This is a genomic window from Streptomyces sp. NPDC018964 (assembly GCF_044390325.1).
Lineage (GTDB): Bacteria > Actinomycetota > Actinomycetes > Streptomycetales > Streptomycetaceae > Streptomyces.
Genome location: NZ_JBIRYZ010000005.1, coordinates 268,096 through 281,241, shown reverse-complemented (window position 1 = coordinate 281,241; position 13,146 = coordinate 268,096). Strand labels below are relative to the sequence as shown.

The 13,146-nt window shown below is 72.0% G+C and carries 14 protein-coding genes; 9 read left to right on the top strand and 5 right to left on the bottom strand.

Going from position 1 to position 13,146, the window contains the following annotated elements; all coding sequences use genetic code 11:
- Window positions 1–87 precede the first annotated feature (87 nt).
- The 3 genes from sepH to ACH5AO_RS10995 form a co-directional block, all read right to left on the bottom strand.
- A complete protein-coding gene (sepH, locus tag ACH5AO_RS11005; RefSeq protein WP_398923937.1) occupies window positions 88–1,137 on the bottom strand; it encodes a septation protein SepH in 1,050 nt (349 codons plus the stop codon).
- 313 nt (window positions 1,138–1,450) lie between these two features.
- Window positions 1,451–2,770, bottom strand: a complete 1,320-nt coding sequence (locus ACH5AO_RS11000; RefSeq protein ID WP_398923936.1) for a D-arabinono-1,4-lactone oxidase — start codon at window positions 2,768–2,770, stop codon at window positions 1,451–1,453.
- A complete protein-coding gene (locus tag ACH5AO_RS10995; RefSeq protein ID WP_398923935.1) occupies window positions 2,730–3,968 on the bottom strand; it encodes an MFS transporter in 1,239 nt (412 codons plus the stop codon). Before ACH5AO_RS10995 ends, ACH5AO_RS11000 begins: the two co-directional genes overlap by 41 nt.
- A 149-nt stretch (window positions 3,969–4,117) precedes the next feature.
- Between ACH5AO_RS10995 and ACH5AO_RS10990 the strand changes: the two genes are divergently transcribed.
- Window positions 4,118–5,245 carry a ferrochelatase gene (locus ACH5AO_RS10990; RefSeq protein WP_398923934.1) on the top strand — a complete coding sequence of 376 codons (1,128 nt, stop codon included), beginning with the start codon at window positions 4,118–4,120 and terminating at the stop codon, window positions 5,243–5,245.
- An 8-nt stretch (window positions 5,246–5,253) separates the two neighbouring features.
- Complete coding sequence (locus tag ACH5AO_RS10985; RefSeq protein ID WP_398923933.1) at window positions 5,254–6,069, top strand: inositol monophosphatase family protein; 816 nt, start codon at window positions 5,254–5,256, stop codon at window positions 6,067–6,069.
- 135 nt (window positions 6,070–6,204) lie between these two features.
- On the opposite strand, the gene ACH5AO_RS10980 is transcribed toward ACH5AO_RS10985, so the two are convergent.
- On the bottom strand, window positions 6,205–6,378 hold the full coding sequence (locus ACH5AO_RS10980) for a hypothetical protein (protein ID WP_167748545.1): 174 nt from the start codon (window positions 6,376–6,378) through the stop codon (window positions 6,205–6,207).
- 439 nt (window positions 6,379–6,817) lie between these two features.
- Between ACH5AO_RS10980 and ACH5AO_RS10975 the strand changes: the two genes are divergently transcribed.
- From ACH5AO_RS10975 to ACH5AO_RS10960, 4 genes are all read left to right on the top strand, one after another.
- On the top strand, window positions 6,818–7,471 hold the full coding sequence (locus ACH5AO_RS10975; protein WP_266726523.1) for a response regulator transcription factor: 654 nt from the start codon (window positions 6,818–6,820) through the stop codon (window positions 7,469–7,471).
- A gap of 6 nt (window positions 7,472–7,477) precedes the next feature.
- Entirely contained in the window at window positions 7,478–8,722 is a 1,245-nt protein-coding gene (locus ACH5AO_RS10970; protein WP_398923932.1) for a sensor histidine kinase, read from the top strand.
- 393 nt (window positions 8,723–9,115) lie between these two features.
- Complete coding sequence (locus tag ACH5AO_RS10965) at window positions 9,116–9,412, top strand: DUF4193 domain-containing protein (RefSeq protein ID WP_003993510.1); 297 nt, start codon at window positions 9,116–9,118, stop codon at window positions 9,410–9,412.
- A 13-nt stretch (window positions 9,413–9,425) separates the two neighbouring features.
- The gene (locus ACH5AO_RS10960) at window positions 9,426–10,370 is read left to right on the top strand and encodes a hypothetical protein (RefSeq protein WP_398923931.1); all 945 of its coding nucleotides are present in this window, start codon (window positions 9,426–9,428) and stop codon (window positions 10,368–10,370) included.
- Window positions 10,371–10,680: 310 nt separating this feature from the next.
- Here ACH5AO_RS10960 and ACH5AO_RS10955 read toward each other — a convergent pair whose 3' ends face one another.
- Complete coding sequence (locus ACH5AO_RS10955; RefSeq protein ID WP_398923930.1) at window positions 10,681–11,151, bottom strand: DUF3093 domain-containing protein; 471 nt, start codon at window positions 11,149–11,151, stop codon at window positions 10,681–10,683.
- 58 nt (window positions 11,152–11,209) lie between these two features.
- Here ACH5AO_RS10955 and ACH5AO_RS10950 point away from each other — a divergent pair, with 58 nt between their 5' ends.
- The 3 genes from ACH5AO_RS10950 to ACH5AO_RS10940 are packed head-to-tail and all read left to right on the top strand — an operon-like array spanning window position 11,210 to window position 13,108.
- Window positions 11,210–11,794 (top strand): PaaI family thioesterase, encoded by a 585-nt coding sequence (locus ACH5AO_RS10950; RefSeq protein ID WP_398923929.1) that lies wholly within the window; start codon window positions 11,210–11,212, stop codon window positions 11,792–11,794.
- Window positions 11,791–12,351, top strand: coding sequence for a dUTP diphosphatase (gene dut, locus ACH5AO_RS10945; RefSeq protein ID WP_398923928.1), 561 nt, complete (start codon window positions 11,791–11,793; stop codon window positions 12,349–12,351). Before ACH5AO_RS10950 ends, dut begins: the two co-directional genes overlap by 4 nt.
- Window position 12,352: 1 nt before the next feature.
- The gene (locus tag ACH5AO_RS10940) at window positions 12,353–13,108 is read left to right on the top strand and encodes a DUF3710 domain-containing protein (RefSeq protein ID WP_398923927.1); all 756 of its coding nucleotides are present in this window, start codon (window positions 12,353–12,355) and stop codon (window positions 13,106–13,108) included.
- Window positions 13,109–13,146 lie beyond the last annotated feature (38 nt).

Sequence of the window (13,146 nt, the reverse complement as noted above, 5' to 3'; positions counted from 1 at the left end):
GGCGCGTAAGGGGCGCCCACCATGGTGGACACCCCTTACCTGTGGGCCTCTCGTCAACGGGCCGCGGAGGCGGACCGTCCGAACGGGCTACTCCTGTTTCTTCCGGCGCGTACCGAACACGATCTCGTCCCAGCTCGGCACCGCCGCGCGGCGGCCCGGACGGACACCGTCGGCCTCGGCCTGACGGTCGGTCGAGCCGATGAGCCGGTCCCGGTGGCTGCCGACGGAACGCGGCATGAGGACGTCCGCGTACGCGGCCCCGGCCGAGGCCGCGGGGGCCGGCGGCTCCTCCGCCTCGGGCTCGGGGTCCGGCTCCTCGGGGGCGGTCTCGGGCGCGCGCTCCGGCACCACCAGGTCGCCCCGGAAGCTCGGCACCGCCTCCAGCAGACTGGTCAGCGAGTCCCGTTCACCCGATGCCGTGACGGTCAGGGACTCCTCGTCGGGCTCGGACGCCTGCGCGGGCAGGCTCGGCCGCTCGCGGTCGCCGGGACGGTCGAGCGGGCGGTCCCGCGGCAGCCGGGCGATGCGCGGCACGAACGGGAAGCTGGGCTCGGGCGCGGCGAGGTCGTCGGACTCGCCGATCAGCGAGCGCGCCTCGTCGTCGACGGCCTGGACGAGCCGCCGGGGCGGGTCGTACGTCCAGCTCGCCGAGTGCGGCTCGCCGACGACCCGGTAGACCAGCAGCACCTCCCAGGTGCCGTCGTCGCGACGCCAGGAGTCCCACTGGACGGTGTCCTTCTCGACGCCGCGCAGCAGCAGCCGCTCCTGCACCGCCTCACCGAGCGGGGGGCCGGAGTTCTCGCCGGGACGGCGCACGGGGGTCTTGCGGGCGCGCTCGGCCATGAACGCGCGCTCGGCGAGGACGGGGCCCTCGAAGCGGCGTACGCGGTCCACGGGGATGCCGGCCATCTGGGCGACCTCTTCCGCGGTCGCACCGGCTCTTATACGCGCCTGGATGTCACGGGGGCGGAGATGGCTCTCCACCTCGATCTCGATCTGGCCGAGGCGGGGACGGTCGCCGCGCACGGCGGCGCGGAGCCGTTCGTCGATCGGAAGCGTGTACTCCGTGCTGTCCGCAGCCTTCAGCACAAGCCGTGTGCCGTCATTCGAGACGGCCACGACACGCAGTTCGGGCATGGGGACCTCCCGGGTGGTGCCTGCCGACGTCACGTGCGTCGCTGCTTCCGCTAGTCGAGTGTGGCCTGCCCGGGTGCAGCCTGCCACAACCTTGCCTATTTGCCCGGCGTGTCGGGCGCGGGCCCCGGATCGCCGTTATGGCACGGTTACCTGTTCGCAACGCTAAGTGACCAATCGTGTCACCTTGTGCAACTAGCCCCCTTCCGGCGGTCCTCAAGGCCGCGGGCACCCTGACGGGAGACCGGGCCCAGGGCTCGCAACAGTACTCCATTTGGGCCACGTGCGTGGATTGGCACGCCGCGTGACGAATCTTCTACGACCCCAGGACCCTCCGCAAGTAGTCGTTCCGGAACCGACGTTCCGGATCGAGCCGGTCCCGGAGCGCCGTGAACTCCCCGAACCGCGGATACGCCCGGGAGAGGTACTCCGCGTCCCGCGTGTGGACCTTCCCCCAGTGGGGCCGCCCCTCGTGCGCGGTGAAGATGCGCTCGGCCGCGGTGAAGTACCCCTGCCAGGGGGTGCCCTTGAACATGTGGACGGCGATGTAGGCGCTGTCCCGGCCGGACGCGGTGGACAGCGTGATGTCGTCGGCCGGCGCGGTGCGCACCTCGACGGGGAAGCAGACCCGCAGCGACGAGCGGTCGACCATCGCCTTCAGCTCCCGCAGCGTCTCCACCAGGGCCTCGCGCGGAACGGCGTACTCCATCTCCACGAAGCGCACCCGGCGCGGCGAGGTGAACACCTTGTACGGGATGTCGGTGTACGTCCGCGCGGAGAGCGCCCTGCTGGAGATCCGCGCGATGGCCGGAACGGTCGCGGGCACCGCGCGGCCGACCCAGTTGGCCGCCTGGAAGACGCCGTTGGAGAGGAACTCGTCCTCGAACCAGCCCTTGAGCCGCGGCACCGGCCGCTCCGGGCCCGCGCTGCGGTTGTTGCGCTTGGTGTTGGTGTTGCCGGTGTGCGGGAACCAGTAGAACTCGAAGTGCTCGTTCTCGGCGTACAGCTGGTCGAACTCAGCGCAGACCCGGTCGAACGGCATCGGTTCCTCGCGGGCCGTGAGCAGGAAGACCGGCTCCACCGCGAAGGTGATCGCGGTGACGACGCCGAGGGCGCCGAGCCCGATCCGGGCGGCGTCGAAGACGTCCGGGTTCTCCTCCGCGGAGCAGGTGAGCACCGAACCGTCGGCGGTGACCAGTTCCAGGCCCCGGATCTGGGCGGCGACGGAGGCCGAGTCACGGCCCGTGCCGTGGGTGCCCGTACTGGTGGCCCCGGCGACCGTCTGCTCCATGATGTCGCCCATGTTGGTCAGCGACAGACCCTCCCGCGCGAGGGCCACGTTCAGCCTCCTGAGCGGGGTGCCGGCCTCCACCGTGACCGTGCCGGCCGCGCGGTCGACGTGACGTATGCCGGTCAGCAGACGGGGGTGGATCAACAGGCCGTCGGTGGCCGCTATGGAGGTGAAGGAGTGGCCGGTGCCGACCGCCTTCACCGGCATGCCGTCCTCGGCGGCCCGGCGCACGGCGGCGGCCAGCTCGTCGACGGAGGCGGGCGAGATCTCCCGCGCGGGACGGGCGGAGATGTTGCCGCCCCAGTTACACCATGTGCCGTTCCCCGTGCTCGCTGTGCTGCCCAACGGAGCCTCCCCGACCCGGAGCCGGCCGCTTGAGCCGGCGGTACCCGAGGAAACCGACCGCGACCGCGACGGCGCCGGCCACCGCCGGAACCCCGTACCCGGCACGCGCCCCGGCCGCGTCGATCACCCAGCCGGCCGCGGAGGAGCCGAGTGCGACCCCGACCGCGAGCCCGGTGCTCACCCAGGTCATGCCCTCGGTGAGCTGCGCGCGTGGTACGTGCTCTTCGATGAGGGACATCGTCGTGATCATCGTCGGAGCGATGGACAGGCCCGCAACGAACAGCGCCACGGCCAGGAACGGCAGGTTCCCGACCAGTAGGAGTGGGATCATACTCACGGCCATGCCGCACACGCCCAGGAACCAACGGCGTTCCGGCGCCCCCGTGAAGTGCAGCAGCCCGAACACGACGCCCGCCACGCAGGAGCCCAGCGCGTACACGGCGAGCACCACGCTCGCGGCGGCCTTGTGCCCCTCCTCCTCGGCGAACGCCACGGTGACCACGTCCACGGCACCGAAGATCGTCCCCGTCGCCACGAACGTCGCCACCAGCACCCGCAGACCCGGGGCGCGCAGCGCCGTGCCGCCGCCCCGGTGCTCGCGCGGGTGCGGCTCGGGTTCGGTGGCGCGCTGCGCGGTCAGCCAGAAGACGCCGGCCGCCAGGAAGCAGGCCGCGAGCAGCGGGCCGGCCTCCGGGAACCAGGCCGTGGACAGCCCGATGGAGATGATCGGCCCGAAGATGAAGCACATCTCGTCCACCACGGACTCGAACGAGTACGCGGTGTGCAGCTTCGGGGTGCCCCGGTACAGGGCGGCCCAGCGGGCCCGGACCATCGAGCCGACGCTCGGCACGCAGCCGATGCCGACGCACGCGACGAACAGGACCCAGTCCGGCCAGTCGTAGTGCGCGGCGAACAGCAGCACCGCCGCCGCGGTGAGCGAGACCAGCGTCGCGGGGCGCAGCACCCGCCGCTGCCCGTACTGGTCCACCAGGCGCGAGACCTGCGGGCCCGCCACGGCGGCGGCCAGCGCGATGGTCGCCGACAGCGCGCCGGCCAGTCCGTACCGCCCGGTGAGCTGGGAGATCATCGTCACCACGCCGATGCCCATCATGGACAACGGCATCCGGCCGAGGAATCCCGCGGCGGAGAAGGCCCTGCTGCCGGGGGCGGCGAACAGGGCGCGATAGGGGCTGGGCACGGGATCTCCGAAGGGGCTCAGTAAGGTGCGACCGCAGTCGATACAGCTTACGGGTCAGGGCACCCTCACACACCCCGGAACTCCGCGTCATGGCCGGTGACACCCCCCGCCCCGTCCCGCCCGCCGGTGCCGGGTGGCAGGATCGAGACATGCCTGACGTGCTCGATGCCAGCCCCTATGACGCCCTGCTCCTGCTCTCTTTCGGTGGTCCCGAAGGCCCGGACGACGTGGTCCCGTTCCTGGAGAACGTGACGCGCGGGCGCGGCATCCCCAAGGAACGCCTGAAGGAAGTCGGGCAGCACTACTTCCTCTTCGGCGGGGTCAGCCCCATCAACGACCAGAACCGTGCCCTGCTGGACGCGCTGCGCAAGGATTTCGCCGACCACGGCCTGGACCTGCCCGTCTACTGGGGCAACCGCAACTGGGCGCCCTACCTCACCGACACCCTGCGCGAGATGGTCCACGACGGCCGCCGCCGCGTCCTCGTCCTGGCCACCAGCGCCTACGCCTCGTACTCGGGCTGCCGCCAGTACCGCGAGAACCTCGCCGACGCGCTCGCGACCCTGGAGGAGGAAGGGCTGGAGCTGCCGAAGATCGACAAGCTGCGGCACTACTTCAACCACCCCGGCTTCGTCGAGCCCATGATCGACGGGGTCCTGCGGTCGCTCGCCGACCTGCCCGAGGAGGTCCGGGACGGCGCGCACCTCGCCTTCTGCACCCACTCCATCCCCACCTCCGCCGCCGACACCTCCGGCCCGGTGGAGGGGCACGGCGACGGCGGCGCGTACGTCCGGCAGCACCTGGACGTGGCCCGGCTGATCGCCGACGCCGTCCGCGAGCGCACCGGCGTCGACCACCCCTGGCAGCTCGTCTACCAGTCCCGCTCCGGCGCCCCGCACATCCCCTGGCTGGAGCCCGACATCTGCGACCACCTCGAGGAGCGGCACGCGGCCGGGGTCCCGGCCGTGGTCATGGCCCCCATCGGCTTCGTCTCCGACCACATGGAGGTCATCTACGACCTCGACACCGAGGCCACGGCCAAGGCGGCGGAGCTGGGCCTTCCGGTGCGCCGCTCGGCGACCGTCGGCGCCGACCCGCGGTTCGCCGCCGCGGTCCGCGAGCTGATCCTGGAACGCGCAGTCTCCGAGCGGGGGCAGGACGTCGCACCGTGCGCCCTGGGCACGCTCGGTGCGAGCCACGACCTGTGCCCGGTGGGCTGCTGCCCGGCCCGCGCCCCGCGCCCCGCCGCCGCGGGCGCCGACAGCCCCTACGCATGAGGAGCACCGTGACCGACCCCCTGCACACGGAACTGCTGGAACTCGCGCGGGAAGCCGCCCGCCGCGCGGGCGAGCTGCTGCGGGACGGCCGCCCGGCCGACCTCGCGGTCGCCGCGACCAAGTCCAGCCCGATCGACGTCGTCACCGAGATGGACATCGCGGCCGAGAAGCTGATCACCACGCTGATCGCCGAGCGCCGCCCGGAGGACGGCTTCCTCGGCGAGGAGGGCGCCTCCACCGAGGGCAGCAGCGGCATCCGCTGGGTGATCGACCCGCTCGACGGCACCGTCAACTACCTGTACGGCCTGCCCACCTGGGCCGTCTCCATCGCCGCCGAGCAGGACGGCGAGACCGTGGCCGGGGCGGTGGCGGCCCCCATGCGCGGTGAGGCGTACCACGCGGTGCGCGGCGGCGGCGCCTGGGCGACCGGTGCCTGGGAGGGGGAGCGGCGGCTGACCTGCCGTCCCTCGCCGCCCCTGGACCAGGCCCTGGTGTCGACCGGCTTCAACTACGTCACCGAGGTCCGCGCCCACCAGGCCGACGTGGCGCAGCGCATGATCCCGCTGCTGCGGGACATCCGGCGGGGCGGCTCGGCCGCGATCGAGCTGTGCGACCTCGCGGCGGGACGCCTGGACGGCTACTACGAGCGCGGGCTGCACCCCTGGGACCTGGCGGCCGGTGACCTGATCGCCCGCGAGGCGGGCGCCCTGACCGGCGGCCGCCCCGGAGACCGTCCGTCCTGGGACCTGGCGGTCGCCGCGACCCCGGGCGTCTTCGAGCCGCTTCAGCGGCTCCTGGAGGACTTGGGAGCGTGGCACGACTGACGGGACGCCGACGCCCACCGCCCCCGCGCGTCGGCTGAGGCACCCCGTGGGCGAACGGACGAAAAGAACGGGCCCCGGCGCTGGATTCGCCGGGGCCCGTTCCGGTGCGAGCCGGTCAGACGCTGTACGCGCCGGTCAGACGCTGTACGCGCCGACCTCCACGCCGTGCTCGGCGGCGAGGCGGCGCAGATCGTCGAGTTCGCCCTGTTCCACGTCGACGAGGAAGTCGTCGCCGTCGTCGCGGGCCCGCGACAGATCGGACTCGGTCGCCTTTATGCGCTGCAGAAGTCCTGCGGTGAATGCGTCCATGCTGCGCCCCCTCGTCCTGGGTCGGTGGGTCGGTGGCACGGGGGTGTGCCGTTCGGAAGGGACGATCGCGTCCGAGAAGGATGCCCAGCGCCGCTCGGCCGGGCGGCGACGGTGCCGGACATCCACGCCCGCCCTGCGGAAGCGGACTGCGGCGCACCGCATGGTGGTGCGGTACGTGCGGAGCGTGATCGTGGGATGTAAAACCCGTCCTCCCCAAGCTCTCTTCCGGGGAAACCTAACCTCGCGAGAAATTCTTGTATTCCCGTCCCGTTCGCCCGGACGTTCCCCGGTCCCGCACCCGCCTCCCGCTCCCCGCCTTACAGCCGACTTATGGCCGAAAAGGGCAGGATGGAGGTCAACACACCCACCCGTACCCCTGCCCGAGTGCGCCCTGAGGCGCCGTCCGACCAAGGGCGGGACATGAGGAAGGACAAGCGACGTGCGCGTACTCGTCGTCGAGGACGAGCAACTGCTCGCCGATGCGGTGGCCACCGGACTGCGCCGGGAGGCCATGGCCGTCGACGTCGTGTACGACGGTGCGGCCGCCCTGGAGCGCATCGGCGTCAACGACTACGACGTGGTCGTCCTCGACCGCGACCTCCCGCTCGTGCACGGCGACGACGTCTGCCGCAGGATCGTCGAGCTCGGCATGCCCACGCGCGTACTGATGCTCACGGCCTCCGGCGACGTCAGCGACCGTGTCGAGGGCCTGGAGATCGGCGCCGACGACTACCTGCCCAAGCCCTTCGCGTTCAGCGAGCTCATCGCCCGCGTGCGCGCCCTCGGGCGGCGTACGAGCGTGCCGCTGCCGCCCGTTCTGGAGCGCGCCGGGATCAAGCTCGACCCCAACCGCCGCGAGGTCTTCCGCGAGGGCAAGGAGGTGCAGCTCGCGCCGAAGGAGTTCGCCGTCCTGGAGGTGCTCATGCGCAGCGAGGGCGCGGTCGTCTCCGCGGAACAGCTGCTGGAGAAGGCCTGGGACGAGAACACGGACCCGTTCACCAACGTGGTGCGGGTGACCGTGATGACCCTGCGCCGCAAGCTGGGGGAGCCGCCGGTCATCGTGACCGTGCCCGGCTCCGGATACCGGATCTGATCACCGATGGCCGCCACCCCCGCGCCTCCCACGGCACCCCCCAAACCCACCTGGGACCCCCGCTCGGCCACTCCGCTGCCGTGGCTGCGCCCCACCATCCGCATACGGCTCACGCTGCTGTACGGCGGCATGTTCCTGATCGCCGGCATCCTGCTGCTGTCGATCATCTACCTGCTCGCCGCCCAGGCCCTGCGCACCGGCAGCCAGCCCCTGTACAAGATCGTCGACTTCGACGGCCTGAGGGTCTCCAGCAACGACTGTCCGGGTATCACCAACGGCAACCTGGAGCTGTCCGAGTTCAACGCCCGGATCAACGAATGCATCGACCACCAGCGCCAGGTCGCCCTGGACAACCTGCTCAGCCGCTCCCTGCTGGCCCTGCTGGGCCTCGCCGTCATCGCCTTCGCCTTCGGCTACGCCATGGCCGGCCGGGTCCTGTCGCCGCTGGGCCGGATCACCCGCACCGCCCGCGCGGTGGCCGGCTCGGACCTGTCCCGCCGGATCGAGCTGGACGGCCCGGACGACGAGCTGAAGGAGCTGGCCGACACCTTCGACGACATGCTGGAGCGGCTCCAGCGGGCGTTCACCGCCCAGCAGCGCTTCGTGGGCAACGCCTCGCACGAGCTGCGCACCCCGCTGGCGATCAACCGCACCCTGCTGGAGGTGCACCTCTCCGATCCCCACGCCCCGGTGGAGCTCCAGCAGCTGGGCAAGACGCTGCTGTCCACCAACGAGCGCAGTGAGCAGCTCGTGGAGGGCCTGCTGCTGCTCGCCCGCAGCGACAACCAGATCGTCGAGCGCAAACCCGTGGACCTCGCCGAGGTCGCCACCCAGGCGATCGACCAGGTGCACGGCGAGGCGGAGGCCAAGGGCGTGGAGATCCGCGGCGCACGCCGGCCCGCGGTGGTCCAGGGCAACGGCGTACTGCTGGAGCGGATCGCGCTGAACCTGGTGCAGAACGCCGTGCGGTACAACGTGCCCGAGGAGGGCTGGGTCGAGGTCACCACCCAGGTGGAGCACGGACAGGCGGTCCTGGTGGTGTCGAACACGGGCCCGGTGGTACCCGCGTACGAGATCGACAACCTCTTCGAGCCGTTCCGGCGGTTGCGCACCGAGCGCACGGGCAGTGACAAGGGCGTCGGACTCGGTCTGTCCATCGTGCGGTCGGTCGCCCGGGCGCACGGCGGGCACATCTACGCACAACCGCGTGAGGGGGGCGGGCTCGTGATGCGTGTCACCCTGCCGATCTGAGATGATGCCGCCGACACAACGGGGTGTTCGCTTCGGGCGGAATTTTCGGCGCACCCCTCCGGTCGGACCGTGTGTGATCGATCACAAGGGCGATTCCCCGGATGTCCACTCTCCGTGATCATGTATCCCCGTGGAAGTCGGGAAAGTCCCGGTTTTCAGGGGGCCTGATCACGGGAAGTACACGGTGAGGCGCTTTTGAAGTGCGGTATTCGGACCGTGTACGGTCCCCATCGCCATCCAACCCGATCACTCATGAGGGGTCCGGTTGGGTGTCGATTGAGTAACAGACCTTGATGTGAGGCAAAATCTCCGCCTCAGGTCGGGCACAAGTCCGGCCTCTCACGCGTTACGTGCGCTGGAGACACCGCATACACCCAGAGGGGGAGAGCGACTATGGCAACCGACTACGACACTCCACGCAAGACCGACGACGACGTCGACTCGGACAGTCTCGAAGAGCTGAAGGCCCGGCGGAACGACAAGTCGGCCTCGGCCGTGGACGTCGACGAGTTCGAGGCCGCCGAGGGCCTGGAACTGCCCGGAGCGGACCTCTCGAACGAGGAGCTGGCCGTCCGGGTCCTGCCCAAGCAGCAGGACGAGTTCACCTGCATGAGCTGCTTCCTGGTCCACCACCGCAGCCAGCTGGCCCGCGAGAAGAACGGCCAGCCGATCTGCCGCGACTGCGACTGAGGCGGGGTCGGCCGTGACTGGCTCGACCCCTCCGCGGAAGCGCCGCTTCTTCGCCAGGGGAGCGGACCCGGGGCCCCAGGAGGGCCCGTGGCACGACACGCGTGACCAAGAGCGGGGCCCAACCGATACCGGGGCGGCCTCGCTCGAAGCGGCAGGCGGCCCGAGTGACCTCCCGGCACCCCTGGAGGTCACCGCGCCCGTGGCGCACCGGCGGGCCGCCGTGATCCGTGAGAAGGCCCTGGAAGGCGCCCGCAAGGGCGGTGCCCGCGCCCGCGCGGGACTGGCCCACCTCGCGGACCGGATCATCGAGATCGCCCCGCGGGTGCCCGTACGCGACCTCGGGACGCTGCGCCGGCAGTTCCCAGGCCTCGGCCCCGAGGAGCTCGCGGACAAGCTCGTGGCGGGCGCCGCGAAGGCCACGGCGACGGTGGGGGCCGGAGTCGGCGCGGCGGCCATGATGCCCGTACCGCCCGCGATGCCGGCGGAGCTGGCCGCCGAGATCACCGGCGTCGCCGCGATCGAACTCAAGCTGATCGCCGAACTCCACGAGGTCTACGGCGTACGGCCGGCCGGCACCCTCGCCCAGCGCACCACCGTGTACCTCCGCTCCTGGTCGGAGGAGCGCGGCATCGAGGCCACCAGACCCTCGACCGTGAGCGCGGCGCTCAACAGCCGCATGAAGCGCGAACTGCGCCAGCGGATCATGAAGCGCACGGTCCGCAACCTGCCGAACCTGATGCCGTTCCTGGTGGGGGCCGCCGTGGGCGCCGCCATGAACCGCAGGGACACCAGAAAGCTCGCCGCACGCGTCCGGGACGACCTGCGCGGGATCCAGGTGCCCTGGGACGCGCTGCCGGCCCTCCCCGCACTGGAGCGCCCCGAGAACGCCCTTCCCGAGGACGCACTCAAGGAACTCGGCGGTCACGTGGGCGAGGACGGTGGCCACCGGGCGCCGTGATCCGGCCGTTTCCGGCCGCGCTTCTGTGCGGCGGCCCGCCCCCTCGGCCCGCACGTCCGCCGGGCGCCTGTGCGACCGGGGTCGCTCGGCTTGACCGTGGTCCCGCGGGAGCGTTCCCGTGGTCGCGCGTCGGCTCGGGCGGCTGAACGATTCTCTCGCCCCCGCCGCCCCTTCCCTTCCCGTCCCTGGGGGCTTCGCCCCCAGACCCCCTTGCGCAGTTCCCCGCGCCCCTATGGGCCGTCCCCTTTGCGCCCGCGCGGCGGAGCCGCATGTCGGCACAGCCCCGCGCCCCTGGGGCCCGCGCCCCCGCCTACGCGGCGCCGGTGGTGTTCCGGGCCGTCTGGAGGGCCTGTGCCAGCCGCTGGGGCTCGCGGGTCGACAGGAAGACGTAGGGAGTCGGGTCCGCCGGGTCCGTGACGTCCACGCGCAGCGCGCCCGGGATGTACGCCCGCAGCAGCATGAAGCAGCGAGGGTCGGCCTTGTGGGTCCGCCAGGCCCGGGCCTCGTCGGCGTCCAGGACCTCCGCCTCGCCCAGCGCCGACACCGGGATCTTCGCCTCGCCCGCGATCAGGTGGCCGCCCACGACCCGGATGCGCACCGAGCCGTACGAGCTCACCACGACCGCCGCCGCGGCGGTGCCGCCGGCCAGGCCGCCGAGCATCGGCAGCGTGCCGAACGGCAGCAGGATCAGTGCCAGCGAGACCCCCACCAGGAAGGAGATCAGCCACCAGGAGCGGGGGGCGGTGAGGCGTTCTTCGTACGGGGTGGCGGAGAGCTGCATGAATCCAAGCTTGGCACGGTGCCGGACCGGGACCCGCGCGCGGGTAAGGTCTGCGGCTGTGAGTGGTACTTCCGCAGCCCTTCAGCCTCCGGCCGACGCCGTGACACCGGTGCGTCACCCCGACGCTCCCGCACCCGGCGAGCTCCTCGGCGCCCACTACGGCCAGTGTTTCGGCTGTGGCGGCGAGCAGCCCCACGGACTGCACCTCGAGGCCCGTGCGGGCGAAGGCGTGTCGATCACCGCCGAGTTCACCGTGCGGCCCGCCCACCAGGGCGCCCCGGGACTCGCGCACGGCGGGGTCCTCGCCACCGCCCTGGACGAGGCGCTCGGCTCGCTGAACTGGCTGCTGCGCACGATCGCGGTGACCGGCAGGCTGGAGACCGACTTCGTCCGGCCCGTGCCGGTAGGCACCGTGCTGCAGCTTCAGGCCGAGGTGACGGCGGTGGCCGGCCGGAAGATCTACTGCACCGCCACCGGACGCGTCGGCGGCCCCGACGGGCCGGTCGCGGTCCGCGCCGACGCCCTGTTCGTCGAGGTGAAGGTCGACCACTTCGTCGACCACGGCCGCCAGGAGGAGATCCGGGCCGCGATGAGCGACCCCGACCAGGTCCGCCGCGTCCGCGCCTTCGAGGTCAACCCGTGAGCGGACCCCGCCCCGGCGCGCTCGAGGTGCTGATCCGGCGCGTCGATCCGGACGTACCGCTTCCGGCGTACGGGCACCCGGGGGACGCGGGAGCCGATCTGCGGACCACCGAGGCTTGCGAACTGGCCCCCGGCGAACGGGCCGTCCTGCCCACGGGGGTGTCTGTGGCGCTGCCCGAGGGGTACGCGGCCTTCGTGCACCCGCGATCCGGTCTCGCCGCCCGCTGCGGCGTCGCCCTGGTGAATGCCCCGGGGACGGTTGATGCCGGGTACCGTGGGGAGATCAAGGTGATCGTGGTGAATCTCGACCCGCGCGAGACCGTGCGGTTCGAGCGCTTCGACCGGATTGCCCAACTGGTCGTCCAGCAGGTCGAGAGGGTCCGCTTCGTGTCGGTCGCGGAGCTTCCCCCCTCGGCCCGGGCCGAGGGGGGCTTCGGGTCCACCGGCGGTCACGCCGCGGTGGAAGGTAAGAGCGGCACAAACGTTCAGGCCGCCACGGGCGGTACAGCGGGTGGGAATCGATACGCTTCGGTCGTATCCGACCGGGAAGGACAGTGACGTGTTCGGACGTCGCAAGAAGAAGGGTGCCGCCGACGGTGCGGCCGGCGAGGCCGAGCAGGTCGTCGACGGTGTCGACGCTGAGGCGGGCGAGGAGGCCGAGCGGCTGAGGCTCGAGCCGGCGCCGCGGCCCGACGGGCCCTGGGACAGCACCGAGATCAGCGCGCCCGGCGAGGGACGGGTCGATCTGGGCGGCCTCTTCGTACCCGGTGTCGACGGCATGGAGCTGCGGGTGGAGGTCGCGGGCGACGCGATCGTCGCGGCCACCGTCGTGCTGCGGGACAGCGCCATCCAGCTGCAGGCCTTCGCCGCGCCCAAGCGGGAGGGCATCTGGGGCGAGGTGCGCGAGGAGATCGCGGCCGGCATCACCCAGCAGGGCGGCATCATCGACGAGGTCGAGGGCCCGCTGGGCTGGGAGCTGCGGGCCCAGGTGCCGGTGCAGCTGCCGGACGGCACCGGCGGCTTCCAGGTCGTGCGGTTCGTCGGTGTGGACGGCCCCCGCTGGTTCCTGCGCGGGGTGATCTCGGGCCAGGGCGCGGTGCAGCCGCAGGCCGCCGGGCTCCTCGAGCAGATCTTCCGGGACACGGTCGTGGTGCGCGGCGAGGGCCCGATGGCCCCGCGCGACCCGATCGTCCTGAAGCTGCCGAACGACGCGCAGATGGTCCCCGAGAACGTGCAGCAGGAGGAGGGAGGCTCCCGCTTCGCCGGCGGCATGGGCCAGCTCCAGCGCGGACCGGAGATCACCGAGGTCCGCTAGCCGGTTCTCCGGCGGGTCGAAGGGCCGCGTCCCGCCCG

Bases quoted from the DNA above. Each gene is read 5' to 3' on its own strand.
- ACH5AO_RS10955 (WP_398923930.1), bottom strand. From the start codon at position 11,151: ATGCAGCTCTCCGCCACCCCGTACGAAGAACGCCTCACCGCCCCCCGC.
- ACH5AO_RS10980 (WP_167748545.1), bottom strand. From the start codon at position 6,378: ATGGACGCATTCACCGCAGGACTTCTGCAGCGCATAAAGGCGACCGAG.
- ACH5AO_RS10990 (WP_398923934.1), top strand. From the start codon at position 4,118: ATGCCTGACGTGCTCGATGCCAGCCCCTATGACGCCCTGCTCCTGCTC.
- ACH5AO_RS10965 (WP_003993510.1), top strand. From the start codon at position 9,116: ATGGCAACCGACTACGACACTCCACGCAAGACCGACGACGACGTCGAC.
- ACH5AO_RS10970 (WP_398923932.1), top strand. From the start codon at position 7,478: ATGGCCGCCACCCCCGCGCCTCCCACGGCACCCCCCAAACCCACCTGG.
- sepH (WP_398923937.1), bottom strand. From the start codon at position 1,137: ATGCCCGAACTGCGTGTCGTGGCCGTCTCGAATGACGGCACACGGCTT.